The organism is Pantoea sp. At-9b (assembly GCF_000175935.2).
Lineage (GTDB): Bacteria > Pseudomonadota > Gammaproteobacteria > Enterobacterales > Enterobacteriaceae > Pantoea.
The window spans coordinates 240284-257790 of the sequence record NC_014840.1; the positions used below are offsets into that span (position 1 = coordinate 240284).

The 17507-nt window shown below is 49.6% G+C and carries 17 protein-coding genes; 8 read left to right on the forward strand and 9 right to left on the reverse strand.

From position 1 onward, the window contains the following. The first annotated feature begins 46 nt into the window (after positions 1 to 46). Both PAT9B_RS26905 and PAT9B_RS26910 read left to right on the forward strand, forming a co-directional pair. A complete protein-coding gene (locus PAT9B_RS26905) occupies positions 47 to 739 on the forward strand; it encodes an NADPH-dependent F420 reductase (RefSeq protein ID WP_013512442.1) in 693 nt (230 codons plus the stop codon). Positions 740 to 948: 209 nt separating this feature from the next. Continuing rightward, complete coding sequence (locus PAT9B_RS26910; RefSeq protein WP_013512443.1) at positions 949 to 1299, forward strand: hypothetical protein; 351 nt, start codon at positions 949 to 951, stop codon at positions 1297 to 1299. A 159-nt stretch (positions 1300 to 1458) separates the two neighbouring features. Here PAT9B_RS26910 and PAT9B_RS26915 read toward each other — a convergent pair whose 3' ends face one another. Next, the gene (locus PAT9B_RS26915) at positions 1459 to 2211 is read right to left on the reverse strand and encodes an SDR family NAD(P)-dependent oxidoreductase (RefSeq protein ID WP_013512444.1); all 753 of its coding nucleotides are present in this window, start codon (positions 2209 to 2211) and stop codon (positions 1459 to 1461) included. Positions 2212 to 2338: 127 nt separating this feature from the next. Between PAT9B_RS26915 and PAT9B_RS26920 the strand changes: the two genes are divergently transcribed. Further along, positions 2339 to 3229 carry a LysR family transcriptional regulator gene (locus PAT9B_RS26920; RefSeq protein ID WP_013512445.1) on the forward strand — a complete coding sequence of 297 codons (891 nt, stop codon included), beginning with the start codon at positions 2339 to 2341 and terminating at the stop codon, positions 3227 to 3229. A 44-nt stretch (positions 3230 to 3273) separates the two neighbouring features. On the opposite strand, the gene PAT9B_RS26925 is transcribed toward PAT9B_RS26920, so the two are convergent. The 4 genes from PAT9B_RS26925 to PAT9B_RS26940 all read right to left on the reverse strand — a co-directional run bounded on the left by PAT9B_RS26925 (position 3274) and on the right by PAT9B_RS26940 (position 7800). Then, entirely contained in the window at positions 3274 to 3600 is a 327-nt protein-coding gene (locus PAT9B_RS26925) for a hypothetical protein (protein WP_013512446.1), read from the reverse strand. A gap of 31 nt (positions 3601 to 3631) precedes the next feature. Beyond that, a complete protein-coding gene (locus tag PAT9B_RS26930; protein ID WP_041526244.1) occupies positions 3632 to 5290 on the reverse strand; it encodes a methyl-accepting chemotaxis protein in 1659 nt (552 codons plus the stop codon). Between the two features lie 136 nt (positions 5291 to 5426). Beyond that, complete coding sequence (locus tag PAT9B_RS26935) at positions 5427 to 6431, reverse strand: GlxA family transcriptional regulator (RefSeq protein ID WP_013512448.1); 1005 nt, start codon at positions 6429 to 6431, stop codon at positions 5427 to 5429. Positions 6432 to 6912: 481 nt separating this feature from the next. Then, the gene (locus PAT9B_RS26940) at positions 6913 to 7800 is read right to left on the reverse strand and encodes a LysR family transcriptional regulator (protein ID WP_013512449.1); all 888 of its coding nucleotides are present in this window, start codon (positions 7798 to 7800) and stop codon (positions 6913 to 6915) included. A gap of 126 nt (positions 7801 to 7926) precedes the next feature. Between PAT9B_RS26940 and PAT9B_RS26945 the strand changes: the two genes are divergently transcribed. The 3 genes from PAT9B_RS26945 to PAT9B_RS26955 all read left to right on the forward strand — a co-directional run bounded on the left by PAT9B_RS26945 (position 7927) and on the right by PAT9B_RS26955 (position 12128). Then, positions 7927 to 9438 (forward strand): MFS transporter, encoded by a 1512-nt coding sequence (locus tag PAT9B_RS26945; RefSeq protein ID WP_013512450.1) that lies wholly within the window; start codon positions 7927 to 7929, stop codon positions 9436 to 9438. Positions 9439 to 10017: 579 nt separating this feature from the next. Next, on the forward strand, positions 10018 to 11262 hold the full coding sequence (locus PAT9B_RS26950; RefSeq protein ID WP_013512451.1) for an oligosaccharide flippase family protein: 1245 nt from the start codon (positions 10018 to 10020) through the stop codon (positions 11260 to 11262). Then, complete coding sequence (locus PAT9B_RS26955) at positions 11259 to 12128, forward strand: ATP-grasp fold amidoligase family protein (protein WP_013512452.1); 870 nt, start codon at positions 11259 to 11261, stop codon at positions 12126 to 12128. The genes PAT9B_RS26950 and PAT9B_RS26955 overlap by 4 nt, the downstream gene beginning before the upstream one ends. Positions 12129 to 12229: 101 nt before the next feature. Here the strand turns inward: PAT9B_RS26955 and yajD are convergent, their stop codons facing one another. Then, entirely contained in the window at positions 12230 to 12577 is a 348-nt protein-coding gene (yajD, locus tag PAT9B_RS26960; RefSeq protein ID WP_013512453.1) for an HNH nuclease YajD, read from the reverse strand. An 851-nt stretch (positions 12578 to 13428) separates the two neighbouring features. On the opposite strand from yajD, the gene PAT9B_RS26965 reads away from it, so the two are divergent. Together PAT9B_RS26965 and PAT9B_RS26970 are read left to right on the forward strand one after the other, a co-directional pair. Further along, a complete protein-coding gene (locus PAT9B_RS26965) occupies positions 13429 to 13815 on the forward strand; it encodes a VOC family protein (RefSeq protein ID WP_013512454.1) in 387 nt (128 codons plus the stop codon). 259 nt (positions 13816 to 14074) lie between these two features. After that, on the forward strand, positions 14075 to 15187 hold the full coding sequence (locus PAT9B_RS26970) for an alkene reductase (protein WP_013512455.1): 1113 nt from the start codon (positions 14075 to 14077) through the stop codon (positions 15185 to 15187). A gap of 76 nt (positions 15188 to 15263) precedes the next feature. Here PAT9B_RS26970 and PAT9B_RS26975 read toward each other — a convergent pair whose 3' ends face one another. The 3 genes from PAT9B_RS26975 to PAT9B_RS26985 form a co-directional block, all read right to left on the reverse strand. Further along, complete coding sequence (locus PAT9B_RS26975; RefSeq protein ID WP_013512456.1) at positions 15264 to 15989, reverse strand: SDR family oxidoreductase; 726 nt, start codon at positions 15987 to 15989, stop codon at positions 15264 to 15266. 76 nt (positions 15990 to 16065) lie between these two features. Then, positions 16066 to 16836 carry an enoyl-CoA hydratase/isomerase family protein gene (locus PAT9B_RS26980; protein ID WP_013512457.1) on the reverse strand — a complete coding sequence of 257 codons (771 nt, stop codon included), beginning with the start codon at positions 16834 to 16836 and terminating at the stop codon, positions 16066 to 16068. A 20-nt stretch (positions 16837 to 16856) separates the two neighbouring features. Next, positions 16857 to 17474 (reverse strand): glutathione S-transferase family protein, encoded by a 618-nt coding sequence (locus tag PAT9B_RS26985; RefSeq protein WP_013512458.1) that lies wholly within the window; start codon positions 17472 to 17474, stop codon positions 16857 to 16859. Positions 17475 to 17507: the final 33 nt, after the last annotated feature.

Genomic DNA, 17507 nt, shown 5'->3' on the forward strand with positions numbered 1-17507 from the left:
TGGACACTTTCAGAATTAAATCCACTTAATTCAATGAGGTAACACTATGAAATCAACGCTTTATCTGTTTTGTTGCTTAATTCTGTGTGTCAGTACCAGCGTGCTGGCACAAACCCTGCCTCGTATCGGTATTATCGGTGCCGGATCGATGGGGGGAACGCTTGGCCGCTTGTGGGTAAAAGCGGGTTACCCGGTCTTTTTTTCTTCCCGACATCCACAGGAATTACAGCCACTGATCGCCTCGCTCGGTCCCCTGGCGAAGGCGGGTACACCCCAACAGGCCGCTGAGTTCGGTGATGTGGTTGTCATGGCTGTACCTTACGGTGCTCTGCCTTCCCTGGGGAAAAGCCTGGCTGATCCGTTGAAGGGCAAAGTGGTGCTGGATGTAGCCAACCCCTACCCGCAGAGAGATGGTGATGTTGCCACCCAGGCGTTACAGGTTGGAAGCGGTGTTTACAGTGCCGGTCTGTTTCCGGAGGCTCGCGTTGTGCGCGGATTTAATTCGCTGGCGGCTTCCAGTCTTGCATCCAATGCGCATCGGAGCGGCGAGGCTCTGGCCGTACCTCTGGCCGGAGACGACAAAAAGGCGCTGGATACTGTCGTACAATTGACGAAAGCCGCTGGTTTTGCCCCGGTTGTGGTGGGGGATCTGAGCAAAGCCAGGTTATTTCAGCCAGGCAGTGATTTATTTTTACAAACGATGACGGCGGATGAGTTAAAACAGGCGATTAACCAATGACATGAGCCGCGCATAATTCTGATTCGCTGAATAAATGCTTGCTGGCGCTCCATGAAATGTTCATCTTTCTGACAGAGATGATGAGCTAACATGAAGACAGTGAACCAAACCTCACGATTTGTGTTTCCACTCCTCGTGCTTCTACGGCATAATCCGCCCCCGCCGAGTCAGAGGTCCCTCCAGGGCCGTGACGCCACAGAGGTTTAAGTATGACAGACATTCAGCAGCTGATACTCGCTGCCAGGCCCTTGATTCCCTTCAGACGCATCCATGACGCACAGGCATTCCTGAAATTATGGCCGCTGGAGGATCAGTTTGCGCTGATCAGTGCGCTTTGCATCGGGCGTGACCACATGGGTGCCAACGTTATCCGGCCCGGATATGTCGCCGAGGATCAGTCATTTGACCGCTTCCTGCATATCGGTAGCACCGGAATCTGGCTGATCATGCCAGAGGATTTTGCTGGCATGCTGTGTGAGGCTGGCGCATCGCTGTCAGAATGGTTTACCGCGTTTGAGCATTGTGCTGAGGCGTCGGGCTACGAGCTGGACGAATTCTGAATCTTTTGTAGGCTCGCCACCTGTGCACGATTTCGCGGCAAAAACGCCAGAATATTTACATCTTTGACCCGCCCTGGACTTGCGACTCCCTATTGCAAAGGTGCCAACAGTGATTCAGACGCTGGCACCTTTCCAGCTGTTTTCAGGACGAGCAATTATTTAAAACTGCACGCCTTTAGTCAGCCCGCCATCGACAGTGAGGTTAGTCCCTGTGGTAAAGCTCGCTGCGGAGCTTGCCAGAAAAAGCACGGCTTTCGCCACCTCGTCCGGACGTGCCATACGCCCCATTGGGTTCATCGCCAGGCATTCGGCAAACAGTTCAGGTGTCTCACGTTCGATTTTCCCCCACACCCCGTCGGTAAAGTAGACGTTGCCAGGAGAAACGGTATTGACGCGAATGTTTTCAGCGGCCAGCTTTGCCGACAGGGTTTTTCCATAGTGGATCAACGCGCTCTTGAGTACGCCATAGGGTTCAGCAAACATATCCACTTCACGACCAGACACGCTTGAAATAAGCACGATAGATCCCGATTGCGACTGGCGAAGCCAGGGCAAAGCCGCGTTCACCATCCCCACTGAACCGAGCAGGTCGGTTTCAAAAGCGAGACGCCAGGTTTCAGGATCAGAACCCCCGGCCAGGGCGCTGACATTGGGAATAACGATATCGATACCGCCCATTTGTGCGGCAGCTTCCGCCGCCCAAGTGTTTAACTGTTCAGGTTCTGTGACATCGACTTTATAGCCAAAGGCACGCTCTCCCAGTGCGGCTTGTGCCGCCGCAATCTCTTCACCCTTTCTGGCACAAAATGCGACAGTGGCCCCTTCGGATAAAAATGCTTCGGCAATGGCTCGGCCAATTCCGCGTGTTCCACCACTCAGCATGACTCTGGCATTCTTGAGACCCAAATCCATAATATTCTCCTGTTCCCCACGCTCAACCGGCCGGGATGATGATTGTCTGTGGAGCAATATAGGATTTGACCCTCATTCTGAAAAATGAAATTAATAGAACCCATCATTCATAAAATAAGAACACGCAATGCAACTTTCTCAACTCAGAGCTTTCTGTGCGGTCGCGCAAACCGGGTCGATCTCGGGTGCGGCCCGGGTGTTAAACCGAGTACCTTCCGGCATCACGGTGCGCATTCAGCAACTGGAACAGGATTTGGGCTGTGAACTGTTTCTTCGCGACCGGCAGGGGATGTCGCTGTCGCAGAACGGTCGCTTACTGCTGGAGCATGCTCAACGCATTCTGGACCTCACCGACAGTACGCGACTTTTGATGCGAGAAGAAGATTTGGGCGGCAAACTGGTGATTGGCGCTCTGGATGTGGTTTTGGTTGATTTCATGCCCGCACTGATTGGCACCTTTCGTAAAAGATACAGCGGCATTGGTCTCGACATCCGGCACGAAGCCTCTGAAGTTTTAGTGCAACATGTGGCTGATGGGACGCTCGACATCGCACTGACGGATGGCCCGGTACAGTCAAAGGCACTGGAGAGCCGACTGGCCTTCGTGGACGAAATGTTGCTGATTACGGAGCTTAATCATCCCGCCGTAACAACGCCATCGGACCTCCAGTGTTCAGAGCTCTATGGTTTTCGGCATGATTGTTCTTTTCGTTTTCGCATGGATCGATGGCTGGCCGAAGAACGTATCAACCATCTGCCTGTCACGGAAATTGAGTCATACCATACGATGCTGGCCTGCGTAACAGCAGGGATGGGGGCGGCGTGGGTGTTGCGATCGGTATTACAAACCTTACCCGGTCATCAGCTTGTGCGTAGCCACTCACTTGGCAAGGTCGGGTATACCGAAATCCATTATCTCTGGCGCAGCGGGCATTTATCCCCGAATGCCCGCCGGTTGATGGAAACAGGGAGTGAACTGGGCGAACGGCGTAATACCCGTAGCTGGAGCAAAATATGATATCCGGGCCTGCTGAAAATCAGCGGCCCGGACATGCCCCTGCGTTATGACATTGCCACCACAGAACGTTTCATGGTTCCGGTCAGGTTGCCCAACAGGTTGTTAACGATGTGAATCGCCAGCACTACGCTGCGGATATTGTAATAAAGCGCGCCATCGTTCTGGATGAGGTATTGCTCAAATTCGCGATTCTGCATTAACGCCAAGGCCTGGTTGATATGCTCCCGCAGGTGATTGCAGTTATTCATATACACGTCCAGGGACTGATACATGCCATCCGTCAGTTGATAGAGTAGGGCATTCACTTGCTCAAATTGTGTTATCAGTTCCTGATGGTGATGACCGTGTTGAATAAAACCATCGATATCCATTGATTACCTTCCTCTGTCACTGCTTCGCTGATTAGAAACTTTGCCAGTTAGCGTCAGCCGTCTTATCAAGGGATACCGGTTGAAGGGGCAAGGTCTTTACCGTACTGACAGTTTTGTTGGTGTGTACTGACTTCGCCTGAACATCATTTGTGGTAAGGGTGAACTGGCTGACCAGCGCAGATAAAGAGCTTGCCTGATCCTGAAGAGAAGCGGAGGCGGCGGAGGCTTCCTCAACCAGTGCCGCATTCTGCTGGGTAACATCATCCATTTGACTGATGGCAAGATGTACCTGAGTGATACCGGTGTTCTGTTCTTCGGCTGCCGCCGCGATCTCATTGACCAAATCGTTGACCTGCCGGAAAGCGGTTTTCAGACCGGCCATATTTCCTTCGACGGCTTCTGCCTGCACAGCACCGGATTCAACCAAGTTATACGAGCTGTCGATGAGGTGCTTGATCTCCCGGGCAGCTTGGGTAGATCGCTGGGAAAGATTGCGTACCTCGCCAGCCACCACAGCGAACCCTTTACCGTGTTCGCCCGCACGGGCAGCTTCAACCGCAGCATTGAGGGCCAGGATATTAGTCTGGAATGCAATGCCTTCGATTAAGGTTACGATCTCGGTAATTTTTTTCGAACTGCTCCGGATCTCGGTCATCGTCGCCAACATGCTGGCGAGCGATGCCTCGCTCGCGTCAGAGAGTTCAGTTGCATTGCTGGCTAAACGGCTGGCCTGACGGGTGTTATCCGCCGTCTGCCGGACGGTTTCGCTCAGCTCTGCCATGCTGGCTGCGGTCTGCTCAAGTGATGCTGCCTGTTGTTCCGTTCGGGATGACAGATCTTCATTACCTGCTGCGATTTGCGCGGAAGCGGAGCTGACAGAATGGGAGGCCGTGCTCACCGATGCAAGTGCGGAACCCACACGACCAAGAAGCTGGTTAAATGAACGGGCCATCGTACCGACTTCATCTTTGCTACTGGCGTCTGCCGAGACACTCAAGTCCAGGTTTTCACCCACATGGTTCATGATATCGCCAACACGTTTAAGACTGCGGCGGATTCTGATAATCGTCATCGCCGTAAGCGCGCCGAGCAGGATAAGGGCTGTTGTGACACCAATGTTCATGCCCCACAAAGTACGCTGGTAGGTTTGCTGATTAATGGTGCGCAATCCGTCCCCGAGTGCAATGTTTAGCGCCAGCTGTTTGCGATAATTATCTTTAAGCTGGGTAATGGCCCCGCCGATGCCATTCTCGCTATCAAGCATGCTCAGCGTGACGTCATCCTGATGCGATCGCGATGCATTGAGAAATGCAGGCAGACGAGATTCAACTTGTTGCAATATGGCTAAGCCTTTCTCGGTCATTCTTTGGTCTTCATCGCTGGAGATATCGTTTTTGAGGTAGTAATCAGCGAGTGTTTTGATATCCGCTATCCGTTGCATTATCTGTTGTTCAACCGGAGGCATTTTAGCGTTATCGGTCTGGCTCTGGTGCCGGTATAGCGAAATGGAAAGTCGGTTGCTCCGATCAATAAGTTCACCTAAATCTTTTATTGAAGGAATCGCGTTGACCTGTACGAATTCGAAGCGCTCCTGAAACCCGGCCAAAAGTTTGAGCGAGATAATACCGGTAATAACCAGTGACGCTGATAGTAGAACGAAAGCCAGGGTAAGCCTTTGAGTGATATTCATCATTTTTACCTGGTAAATGTTAATAATAGTGAGATGTAACTTCCGAACCATCGGCAGGGGACGGAGAAGTTTTATTTCAAAATAAATGACTTAATTTATTTATTATGTTCAGTTTATTTGATTAAATGGTGGGGTATTAATTCCGACCGGACGTTGCTTTCGCGGCCATCCATTGACGATATTGCGCTGGTGACATTTCCATCATCTGATTAAATGCTTTGCGAAATGAGGTCTCTTCAGAATAACCACAGTCCCTCGAAATCTGACGAATACTGACACTGGTGCTGGTTAGCATGGTACAAGCCGATTCAATCCGGATTCTTGTAATGAATTCCTTTGGTGTTTCCTGGGATAGTGTCTTTAACCTTCTTTGCAGGGTGCGTTCGGTGGTATTTAAGGCAACGGCCAGCTGTGCCGCATTGATGGAAGGGTTCTGAAATCGAATGATCTCCTGGGCACGAACCAGCAGCGACGTCCCGGCACTCAGCGATTCCAGCGGTGTGCCAAGGTGTTGGCCCAGGAAATGGTTATCCGCCAGTGACATCTCTGACGTGAGATGAGCCACCTCTGCACCGGCACCTTTTTCAATGATCTTTAGGGCCAGTGATATCCAGGAAAAACACCCGCCAGTGGTCAGCACTCCCCGGTCTTCGACCAGTGTTTCACCCCGTGCCGGAATGGCGTCTGGATAACGTTCTTGCAGCATATGACTGACCCACCATGTAGTTGCATAAGACCTTCCCTGTAGCAAACCGGCTTCGCCGAGAACGACGCCTCCGGTACCGGAAGCAGCGACCAGAGCACCGTTCTCATACACTTTCTTAAACCAGGCGGCGGCCAGGCGGATATTGGCTATGTTTAGCGGCCGCAGGTCCGCTCCGAGTAACATGCCCGGTGCAATCACCACATCAGGTTGTCCTGCCGCCTGAAAAGAACTGTCGATGTGAATAAGCCGGCCTTCAGTATCCCAGACCGGTCCGCCATCGGCACTGACCACCAGAGTTTCAAAGGTTTTTCCCGGGAATTTAGCCGCATGAGTGGGGGAACCGGCGATGGCTTTATTGGTGATCCAGAATAAATCGGTCAGTCCTGCAACAGCGGAAAGAACGCTGCCTTCCAGGGCAAGTATGGCAATACGCATCTATTTCATCCTGTTTTAAAATTGTCGTAAATTGCGTGAAAAATGTGACTTTTTTCCTGTCTGATTTTTGGCATATCTGACGATCGATTTTTGTTTGCTTTTGTTCACCTAAAACAAGTTTTGAATGGACCTGATTATCCCATGAAAACAGCAGGCACTGCTGCGGTTATGTAACTTTCCTGCTAACAGGATGTGACTGAAATTTGTACAGCAGGCAGGGGCCGGGCGCGCATGACAATAAGTGGGCTGAGGTGGCGGGTATACATGGATAGAAAAGAAGAGATGGTGAAAGCGGGGATATTACTTGTTGTTTATTAGCGTGGCGGAATCGTTATTTTCAATAATGGTTACGCACCCATTTCCCTTACCAGGGAAATGATTGCATTAAACATTCAGTGCTGAGTTTCATGTTCAAAAGAGGATGAAAATTCATCAAAGATGAATCGGTTCGCTGGATAATTTGTCCGGCGTACTTTTTACATCAGCCAATCCAATTTTCAGCCATAAAATCAATAAAACAGCGTATCCGCGGGGAAAGATAGCGACTGGTTGGCCACAATGCGGAAAAGGTGCCCTGCTTTATGCAAGAACCGGCCAGAACTTCTTTCAGTTCTCCCTGATTGAAAGCTTCACGCACGACAAAGTCAGGGACATAACTGATCCCCAGCCCTGAGGTACTGATACGGATGACAGCTTCAATATTGTTCGCCGTTAACACGGACGCGGGATTAAAATCACCGGTGATACGCATCTCGCGCAGCTCCCAGGGTTGGATAAGCCCGGTGGCAGGGAAGCGAAAGAGAACACATTTATGGTTGCTCAACTCTTCGGGTGACGCAGGTGCACCATGCGCATCAAGATAAGCGGGGCTGGCGCAGAGCACGAAGTTAAAATTACCCAACGTTTTTGCTGTCAGCCTGGAATCCGCTATTTCCCCACTGCGAATAGCCACATCGAAACCTTCATCGATAATGTTGACCAGTCGATCGCTGAAGTCCAATTCCAGCTCAATATCAGGGTAACGCTGGGTAAAGGCAGGAAGCAGGGGAAGCAGCAACCGATAGCCAATTACCGGAAGTGAAACCCTCAATTTCCCTGCGGGTTGCTCCACGGTGCTGGTCAGCTCGGCTTCGGCTTCCCGCAACTGTTCAAGAATGTGCTGACAGCGTGCCAGCAATACCACACCTTCAGCCGTCAGGCTGACATTGCGAGTGCTGCGATTAAAAAGCCTGACACCCAGTTTGTTTTCAAGTCTGGCAACGTTCTTGCCCACTGCCGATGCGGAAATACCCAGGGACCGTGCTGCTTCTACAAAGCTCAGGGCTTCGGCTGTGCGAACAAAAGAAGTCAGTGAAGTAAAACTGTCCATTGATTATTAACTTTATGTCAGTTCAGAAGGTATTTTCAGTCTATTTATCTCCTTAAATATCCGCAATAGGATGACTGGATATTGTTTTCCCCTCTTTCAATATCCTGAATGCAAAAGGGTCATCAGATGTCTTTAGTCATCGTATCCTCTTCACGCCATGCCAGAACTGCCGCAGCGATATCGGTTTTCATGGCTGCTATGTTGTTGCCACTCAGCTTTACCGGCGGTGTGGTCACCACGCCTGCGATCAGCCATATGCTGGGAGGCACGCCTGCTGCCCTCGCATGGCTAACCAATGGATTTATGCTGACGTTTGGCAGTTTCCTGCTGGCTGCTGGCATTGTCGCCGACAGTAAAGGCAGCAAGCGCGTATTTACAGCAGGTTCAGTCATTTTTTGCTTAAGCAGCCTGCTGATTTATCTTGCTACCAGTACCGCGGTAATCGGGGCGCTCAGAGCGCTTCAGGGCGTTGCAGCAGCGATGACCCTTGCCGGAGGAAGCACAGCGCTGGCCCGGCTTTATGACGGTAATGCACGCACCCGGGCGTTCAGCATGCTTGGCACGATGTTCGGCACCGGATTAGCGTTTGGCCCGCTGCTTATTGGATTGATTACCGACGCGTTGGGCTGGCGCTGGGTTTATGCTGTGATGGCAATGCTATCCGGTTTCGTCATGCTGACCGGTACAGCATTTCTGCCCGCTTCAGAAAAGCAGTTGGCACAGAAATCCGATGCAGCGGGTATCGTTCTGTTTACTGCGGCGCTCATCCTGTTTACCCTGGGAGTGATGCTGGTGCCTGAGTCAGGATTCTTATCCATTCCCGTTCTGGCGTTATTTATTCTTTCCTTGCTGCTTATCCGAGGGTTTGTCATTCACTGTCGGAAATCACAACACCCGGTTTTTGATCTGGCTCTTTTACGTTATCCGCGCTTTGTTGGCGTGCTGTTACTGCCGGTTGCCACCTGTTATTGCTACGTTGTACTGCTGATTATCCTGCCGCTGCACTTTATGGGAGGGGAGGGCTTCAGCGAGACACAGAGCGCGTTCTATCTGTTGGCACTGACAGCTCCAATGCTGATATTCCCCTCGTTCGCCGCCTTCCTGACCCGATGGTTTAAACCGGGTTCTGTTTCAGCCGTTGGCTTGATCTTCGCTGCCGCTGGTTTGCTTGTTCTGGGACAGGCGTTGCAGGGCAACAACAGCGTTCTGCTGGTGGTCTCCATGATGGTCATTGGTGCCGGAGCGGCGCTCCCATGGGGACTGATGGACGGGTTGGCCGTTTCATCTGTACCTGTGGAAAAAGCGGGTATGGCGGCAGGTTTATTTAATACCGTGCGCGTTGCCGGTGAGGGGATTGCACTGGCGATGGTCACGGCATTTCTGGTCGGGATCAACGATCTGAACCTCGCCGGAATGACGTCGGGTTATACGGCAGATGAAATAAAAAGGGCAGCTACCTGGCTGGGAGCAGGCAATCCCGGTCAGGCTGCAGATAGTCTCCCGGGGGTTGCGATGGCGCTGCTTCGCAGCAGCTATGACTCGGCCTATGCAATTTTATTTCAGGTTCTGGCTGGACTGACTCTGCTGTGTGCTTTTGCGGTCTGGAAAATGTTAAGTAGCAACAAATCAATACGCTAAGGCTGTTCAACAGCTCAGAGGGGTGCGCGCGTGCACCGTGTTTATCCGAGGCGTCACCACAAACCCGAAAGGGCAAAGACGACGAGACAAGAGGGTTGATTGCGGGAGGTTAGGGCCATCACATCATCTTGTCTCGTGTACGAAGCTCTGTTCACGCTGGTATTGTTTTTCCTGGGTATTTCAGTGAACTCAAAACAAATTTAATCAATGCCATAACAACGTATGTAACTGATAAAGAAATGATTATTATCACTGCCACCCTCTGTTACGATGCATATATCGATGTGCCATTCTGCTATTACCTCAGATAAAACCGATAATTATTATTCCAGTTATTTCTATTATTTTTTATAAAACTAAAATTAAAAATGGATTTATTATTAATGCATATTTGCAACTAGTCTGATTAATTAAAAAAGCCTTCACTATTGTTATATAAAACGGCACACTACCAACCAAAAGTGAGGGAGTTAAATAATGAGTGAAAGGGTGATTGGTGAGATAAGAATAATTGATTAAGTGAAAGTGCCTTTCATTCATAAAGAAAAAACAAAAAACCATGTATATGTGAGACATGAAATGTACACTAACGCATTTTGGATCATGCTGGAGAAGTCAGTTAGTATCATCGGCCTGATATATATTAACTCACTCATGGCAAAGTACATTGGCCCTGATAATTTTGGCAAGATAAATATCTCCACTTCGCTCTTTATATTTGTGCAAACATTATCATGGTTTGGTGGCCAGAATATTCTGTTTAAGCGCATGAGCGAAAACACGAAGTCCGGCATCGCGATGGCGATGCATACGCAGAATCAACGGCGTATTTTGTTTCTTCTATCATCAGGATCAATTTTAGCCTATCTGTATTTCTATACTGATTGGGTTGTGTTTCTGTTTGGCGTGGCCAACTGCATTGCTACATATTATATTGTGATGGACTTCTTCTCCATTTACAACAACACACAGTTGAAGTCAAAAATAAACACAATAACCAATGTGGTTGGGCTGTCTTTGGCGCTCGTGATCAGATTTTACATCTCATACTTCAAGCTGCCAGTTTACTACTTCACGATACCCATCATCATCATTCCTTTTATACCTTATGTCATGCGTCTCGTTTATTTTAAATATACAACAAGGCCAAAAGAAAGCAGTAAGGGTGCCGGATTATATAATCGGCACATGCTTTACGCTGGCGGGGCGTTAATCTTATCAAGCCTGTCAGTGGATATTTATACTCAGATATCTAATATTTTCCTGGCAAAAATCCTTTCTTACTCAAACCTGGGGGTCTATAGCGTAGCCTTATCAACGGGAAGTGCGTGGTCATTTATCGTGTTGGCATTGATAACCAGTTTCTTCTCAAAGATATATAGTGAGAAAAGCCCAATAGCTGTTGAGAAGCTACTGATTAAAATTAATCGAATTGTAATCCTGTTTTCTCTTGTTGCTTTAGGCGGGTTCTATATGTTTGGTGATTTTTTTATACATGTACTGTATGGCGATAAATACAGGGATGCAGTTAATATCGTTCCAGTGATAATTATTGCCACAATGTTCTCTGCATTGGGGACGATTTGCTACAGATATATGATAAAAGAATCAGGATACGGTTACCTGGCTAAAAAAATGTTTTTATGTTGTGTATTAACGATACCATTGTCTTGGGTGATGATTAGCTCATTCGGGATTAATGGTGCTGCATATTGTTTCTTGATTGTGGAAGTTTTGTCCTGCACGTTACTTAATTATTTTTTCAGGAACAAAACAATCATTAAAATGCACCTTAATATTTTTAAACCGGGGTTGTTGAAATGAAAATGATAAAACAAACAGTTAGATCGGCTCTAAAGGTTAGTGCTAACATCTTCCCTGAATTCTACGCTAAAACTCACTATCTGATTCGGTTTAAGAAAAAGTTAAACTTACGGAATCCCGCAAGTTTTAATGAAAAAATACAGTGGCTGAAGTTCAATGAGCTAAATGATGACATTTACACGCTGTGCGCTGATAAATATAAGGTTAGGGAATATGTATCCGCTAAAGGATGTGGCGAAATTCTTAATGATCTGTACGGAGTATATGATAACCCGCAAGAAATCGACTATGATGCATTGCCCAAAAAGTTCGCACTTAAATGTAATCATGGTGCGGGTTATAATGTCATATGTGATGATAAATCATCATTGGATATCGAGAAGACGAACAAAAAACTCAATGAATGGTTAAAGCAGGATTACTCTGCAAATTTCGTTGAGCCGCAGTATAAAAAAATAGAAAGAAAAATTTTGTGTGAAAAGTACATTGAAAATGAACGCGGCGGCTTTCCTGATGACTATAAGTTTTACTGTTTTAATGGTAAACCCTACGCAGTAATGGTTTGCGTGGGACGAGAGAAAGGAACGCCCAAGTTTTATTATTTTGATATGAACTGGAACCCTCTTCCTTTTGAGGACACCATTGAGCTGATTAAAGAGAAGCATTGTCTGAAGATGCCAGAGGGTTTTAATAAAATGAAAGCTTATGCCATTAAGTTAGCGTCTGATTTCAAATTCGTTCGAGCTGACTTCTATCTCCTGAACAATGAGGTGATTTTTGGCGAGCTGACATTTACCCCTTCAGCGGGATTGGATGTCACCTTACAGGAAGCCGATATCTTTCTGGGAAGCCAGCTGAAATTGTAGTTTTAGCCGGATCTGGTTTGACTCTGTCTGGCCATTTTCATGCATTTGGATGTCTGCCTGATGTGGGCAGGCATCCACTTGTCACCCATAACTGCCCGGCTCTATTTCTTCTTGTTGAGCATCGACTTCAAATCGGCAAAGGGGTTGTAGGTCGCAGCAGCGACATCTTTTTGCGCATCCTCACCGGCCACAACACGGGTACCGTACTGGTCAGCTTCAGTGTACTTCGAGTGTTCGTGATCATGGCAATACAGGCACAATAGCTCCCAGTTGCTGCCATCTTCAGGGTTATTGGTATGATCGTGATCGATATGGTGAACCGTTAGTTCGCGGAGATTGGAATACACAAACTCACGTGCACAGCGTCCACACACCCATGGATAGATTTTTAGTGCTTTCTCGCGGTAGCCGCTTTCCAGCCGCGCGTAGTTTTTCGGGATCAGAGCCATTGTTGATACTACCTGTCATAAAGTGATATTCCTCCATTATATCCCAAACCAGCCTCGAAAGAGACTGGCTCCCACAGTCCGCTTGAAGCCGTAAGATGACAGATGGAGGCTTAGCATCCTGACAAGGATACTTTGCAGTGATTCAGGGAATGCGATAACGGCTACCTTATCGTCAGACACCCGGCGTGTTATTTCCCTTTATTTAAATCCCCCATCATAAATGTAGAAGGATTTCCGTACTGTGCATCACATAATTAATAAACAAAATTACCTGTGATTGATTCTGCACGGCCTGGAGTTGACTGGAGTCCGAACAGCAGGAAGTTGAAAAAGGCCCGCGACAGCGGGCAAACGGACTTTAGATGATAGATTTTTTATATTAAGCAACACTTTTGCTGTGTGTCGCCTGGCGATCATAACCTATTGATAGATGGTTATGTTTAATGTTTTCAGGGTTTTTATCTGAAAAAATAGATCGCTTGCGTAGGCGAAGAGTGCGTATTTGATGTGACAGATACAGAATATGATTTCGTCCTGCAATGATGTTTGTGATGTTCTCCGTTTCAGACGGCCCACTTTATAAATCATCATACAGTTATCTTCTGGCTATCTAAAAAACAGGCAATTAAAGAAGCTATAAAATCTTAATCTAAGGTAATCCGATTTACAGGTCAGGGTATTCTGATAGCGTTGGAAATCTGAGTCGCGGGGTGCGCGGCAATACGTATTGCGCGGCTATTGAGAGGGCGTTAGCGAATCGGGCTCGAATGGACAAGTCGAACAACCCATTCAGTGTATGCTGAGCAATATTTAGCTGCCCGTCCAGGCAGGCTTAACCACAGGAGTACCGGATGTTTTCACATATGCGCATAGCCAAACCCGTAACGGATCTTGAGCGATCTTTCCTGATGTACCGAAAAGGGTTAGGTTTTAAAAGAATTGCTGATTTCACCGATCACGACGGTTTCAGCGGGATTATGTTAGGTATCGAGGGTTTACCATGGCATATAGAGTTAACGTTATGCCGTAATCACCCGGTGAAGCCTTTGCCGACGGAAGAAGACCTGTTCGTGCTGTATTACCCCGACGAGAAAGAATGGGGACAGGTCTGCGCAAACATGCTCGATGCTGGATTCGTCAGGGTCAACTCGTTTAATCCGTATTGGGACGCTAATGGCCGCACCTTTCGTGATATCGACGGATATAGAGTGGTTATTCAGAATCAGGCATGGGGATGATTAAGCACCGCCCTGATGAGGGTGCTTAATTTAACTACCGATGCCATTTGCTGTCTCTGTCAGACACAGCCAGCCCAAAAATCAAATGCGGGTCAATACATAAGTGAGCGATGCGTTGCGCATTTTTATTATCCTTTAAGTAAGCAACATCACATCCTGGTGATATTCCTGACAGGCATAGAGGTTATGCGCCAGCGTGTATTTCTGACGGTAGCTCGTCATTTTATGCTTTTCTCATCATCCATTGAGAGAGCGACAAATGAACACATTATTCACCCCCATTACCGCAGGAAAACTGCGTCTTCAGCATCGGGTTGTTATGGCACCGGCCACACGTATGCGCAGCGAAACGGGTGGCGTACCGGGTGAGCTGATGGTTGAGTATTACCGTCAGCGCGCCAGTGAGGGGGGGCTGCTGATCGCCGAGGCTACGGCGATTTCCCCCTATGCCAATGCCTATGCAGATGCACCGGGTATCTTCACTCACGAGCAGCAGGCTGGCTGGAAACGTGTGGTGGATGCTGTTCATGGTCGTGGGGGGCAGATTGTGTTGCAGTTGTGGCATCCGGGACGCCAGTCCCTGCCAGAGCTGTCTGATGGCCATCAGCCTGTCGCGCCTTCTGCACTGACAGCGCGTGAAACATACGGCGTGAGCAAAAACAGCGACGGCAGCTATGAGGGGAAATTATTCCCTGAGCCACGTGAGCTTGATGAACAGGAGATAGCAAGCCTGATCGAGGAATTTCGTCAGGCGGCTATGCGGGCTAAAGCTGCGGGGTTTGACGGTGTGGAGCTTCATGCGGCCAATGGATATCTGCCAGAACAGTTCTTGCTGGACGGCAGCAACCGTCGGCAGGATGATTGGGGCGGAAGTCTGCCCAAACGCGCGCGCTTTTTGCTGCAAACGGTAACAGCATTGACGGATGTATGGGGGGCAGGACGCGTGGCGGTGCGTATCTCTCCAAGCGGGATTTACGGTGATATGTATGACAGTGACCCGGCGGCCACTTTCAGCTATCTGGTTGAAAAACTGAACGATGCCGGGCTGGCTTATTTGCATATCATCGAGCCACGTATCGTCGGGCCAGATGACCGGGAAAGTGGTTACTATGCAGAGCCGGTTGCCAGTCGTCAGTTACGTGAGTTCTACCACGGGATCATTATTGCCGCTGGTGGCTTTACGCCTGGAGCGGGTGAAGCAATGTTGGCAGCCGGGGACGCGGATTTGATCGCGTTTGGCCGACTTTTTACCTCCAACCCTGACCTGCCGGAACGCATTCAACAAGGCTACCCTTTGGCACAATATCAGCGTGAAACGTTCTTTGGTGGTGATGCCCGTGGCTATACTGACTTTCCCGCATACACCCTGTAAACCTTAAACTTACAAAGCAGTACGGGCAGCTTTCGAGCCGCCCGTACTGCTTTTCTGGCGTTGAAATCATGGCTCTCTAAATCCGAGAGACCCCAACCGAAGCGCCGCCATCAACATATAATGTCTGTCCGGTAATAAATCCTGCATCTTCTGAAAGCAGGAAGCTGATAGCGGCCGCTATCTCTTCAGGTTTGCCCAAGCGTTTCATCGGTACACTCTCGAGGTAACGTTGTTCCCCCTCACTGCCTGGCGCGTTACTCGCGCGGAACAGCTCGGTTTCAGTCGGGCCGGGAGCAACGGCATTCACCGTAATACCCTGCGTAGCCAGCTCAAGCGCCCAACTGCGGGTGAAGCTCACCAGTGCGGCTTTTGCGGCTGCGTAGGACGTTCGTTGAGGCACACCAAGTACCGTCAAGCTGGCGATATTGATAATTCTGCCCCAGCCGCGGCTTTTCATTCCCGGTAATGCCGCCTGTGCCGCCAGCAGGGCAGGATGCAAATTAACGCGCAATACGTCATCCAGCGCCTCTGTCGTCACCTCCGGCAGCCACTGTGGGCGTACCAGCCCGACGTTATTGATCACGCCATCCAAATTAAATTCAGCATTAATCTCGCTCAATGCGCGCTGAACCGCTGGGGTATCTGCCAGGTTGAGGGTAATAAAATGGCCCGGATAGTCCCGTGCCGGTGCATTTCGGGCAATGCCGATCACCGTATGTCCTGCCAAAGCTAACTTTTCAGATAAGGCGTAACCAATGCCTTTACTTGCGCCAGTGATGAGGAAAGTTCTTTTCTGATCCATAGGATTCTCCGCTAAACGGAACGACAAAAACCGGCGCAGTACGCTGCGCCGGATGAATGATTATTGCAAAGATGAATTAAGATGCTGAGGCCGCCTGCAATGCCACGTCGGCTGCGCTGATGCCTTCCAGCGCCAGGCCATAACCTGCGCCCTCGTCAATAAGGCGACGGAGTCTCTGCGTTAGCGCAATGCGTGTATAGCGACTCGTCAGCGGCGGCAATGCGGCGAGCGACTCTGCCAGTTCATGGGCACGCATCAGCAATGATTCGCGGGGAACGATTTCATTTACCGCTCCCCAATCTTTAGCCGTTGTGGCATCCAGTTCCTGACGTGTCAGCAGGAAATAGCGACCACGTATGCTGCCGATTACTTCAGGCCACAGCAGGTTGACGCCGTCTCCCGGAACGATGCCGAACTCAAAGTGTGGCTTGTCCTGGAATACCGTATCAGGCGTTGCCAGTACGATATCTGACAACAATACATATTCTGAATGCAGGCGGACCGGTCCGTTCAACGCCGTTATTACAGGTACTTCGATGTCCAGCAGGTTCATCAGCACCTTTTTGCCTTCACGATAAATTTTGTCGTAGCCGCGAGGGGTGAAGAAATCAAAGCCATCCGGGCTGATGTTTTCCATAAATGCGTCACCTGCGCCGGTCAGGATAACCACACGGTTATCCGGGTCCGCACCAATCTGGTGAAAGAGTTCGACAAACTCCTCGTGCGTATGGCCGTTAAACAGCAGCGATCCGCCGTCGGTATGCAACATCACTTCGAGCACACCGCTGGCTGAGCGGTTGAGGCGGGCATGGTTAAAGCTGTTACGGTAATTTTCGAAACGGGACATGGTCATTTCCTCTTAGTTGATCAGGATTCAATTAGGGCATGCAGTTTTGCGACTGCACGCATGACAGCAGGGCGTGCGGATACGGTGGCAAACCAGCGGGTAAGGTTGGGCAATCCCTCCAGGCTGACGCCTGCGAATTCACGTCGCCACATCCAGCCGTAATGCGCGATATCAGCGATGGAGTACTCATCGCCAGCAATCCAGGGGGTCTCCCCAAGTTGGCGTTCCAGCAGACCGGTAACTCTGCGGGCTTCCGCGCTGAACCGCTGCTGCGCCAGCGGTTGCGGCTCGGTGGCCAGGCGGGTGAAAAATCCAGCCTGTCCGAATGCAGGGCTGAGCGCGGAGGCGTGGAAAAAGAGCTGTTCAAATACCCGAGCGCGGGAAGCTCCGGAGGCGGGCAGGAGTCTGCCGTGCTTTTCCGCCAGATAAACCAGAATCGCTGCTGACTCGCTCAGCACACTATCGTTGTCACGCAGCACGGGTACCTTGCCGTTCGGATTGAGCGTCAGGAAGTCATCACGCTTTTGCTCTCCCTCGCGGACGTTAACGGCGTGCAGCTGCCAGGGTTGCTCCAGTTCTTCCAGCATGATGGCTGGCTTGATGCTATTGGGGGTGGCGAAGGCGTAAAGTTCATACATGGTCAGGCTCCACTTCAGGTTTAAACAGGCGAT

Excerpts from the sequence above, each read along its gene's own strand:
- PAT9B_RS26905 (WP_013512442.1), top strand. The coding sequence starts at position 47 with ATGAAATCAACGCTTTATCTGTTTTGTTGCTTAATTCTGTGTGTCAGT.
- PAT9B_RS26910 (WP_013512443.1), top strand. The coding sequence starts at position 949 with ATGACAGACATTCAGCAGCTGATACTCGCTGCCAGGCCCTTGATTCCC.
- PAT9B_RS26915 (WP_013512444.1), bottom strand. The coding sequence starts at position 2,211 with ATGGATTTGGGTCTCAAGAATGCCAGAGTCATGCTGAGTGGTGGAACA.
- PAT9B_RS26920 (WP_013512445.1), top strand. The coding sequence starts at position 2,339 with ATGCAACTTTCTCAACTCAGAGCTTTCTGTGCGGTCGCGCAAACCGGG.
- PAT9B_RS26925 (WP_013512446.1), bottom strand. The coding sequence starts at position 3,600 with ATGGATATCGATGGTTTTATTCAACACGGTCATCACCATCAGGAACTG.
- PAT9B_RS26930 (WP_041526244.1), bottom strand. The coding sequence starts at position 5,290 with ATGAATATCACTCAAAGGCTTACCCTGGCTTTCGTTCTACTATCAGCG.
- PAT9B_RS26935 (WP_013512448.1), bottom strand. The coding sequence starts at position 6,431 with ATGCGTATTGCCATACTTGCCCTGGAAGGCAGCGTTCTTTCCGCTGTT.
- PAT9B_RS26940 (WP_013512449.1), bottom strand. The coding sequence starts at position 7,800 with ATGGACAGTTTTACTTCACTGACTTCTTTTGTTCGCACAGCCGAAGCC.
- PAT9B_RS26945 (WP_013512450.1), top strand. The coding sequence starts at position 7,927 with ATGTCTTTAGTCATCGTATCCTCTTCACGCCATGCCAGAACTGCCGCA.
- PAT9B_RS26950 (WP_013512451.1), top strand. The coding sequence starts at position 10,018 with ATGTACACTAACGCATTTTGGATCATGCTGGAGAAGTCAGTTAGTATC.
- PAT9B_RS26955 (WP_013512452.1), top strand. The coding sequence starts at position 11,259 with ATGAAAATGATAAAACAAACAGTTAGATCGGCTCTAAAGGTTAGTGCT.
- yajD (WP_013512453.1), bottom strand. The coding sequence starts at position 12,577 with ATGGCTCTGATCCCGAAAAACTACGCGCGGCTGGAAAGCGGCTACCGC.
- PAT9B_RS26965 (WP_013512454.1), top strand. The coding sequence starts at position 13,429 with ATGTTTTCACATATGCGCATAGCCAAACCCGTAACGGATCTTGAGCGA.
- PAT9B_RS26970 (WP_013512455.1), top strand. The coding sequence starts at position 14,075 with ATGAACACATTATTCACCCCCATTACCGCAGGAAAACTGCGTCTTCAG.
- PAT9B_RS26975 (WP_013512456.1), bottom strand. The coding sequence starts at position 15,989 with ATGGATCAGAAAAGAACTTTCCTCATCACTGGCGCAAGTAAAGGCATT.
- PAT9B_RS26980 (WP_013512457.1), bottom strand. The coding sequence starts at position 16,836 with ATGTCCCGTTTCGAAAATTACCGTAACAGCTTTAACCATGCCCGCCTC.
- PAT9B_RS26985 (WP_013512458.1), bottom strand. The coding sequence starts at position 17,474 with ATGTATGAACTTTACGCCTTCGCCACCCCCAATAGCATCAAGCCAGCC.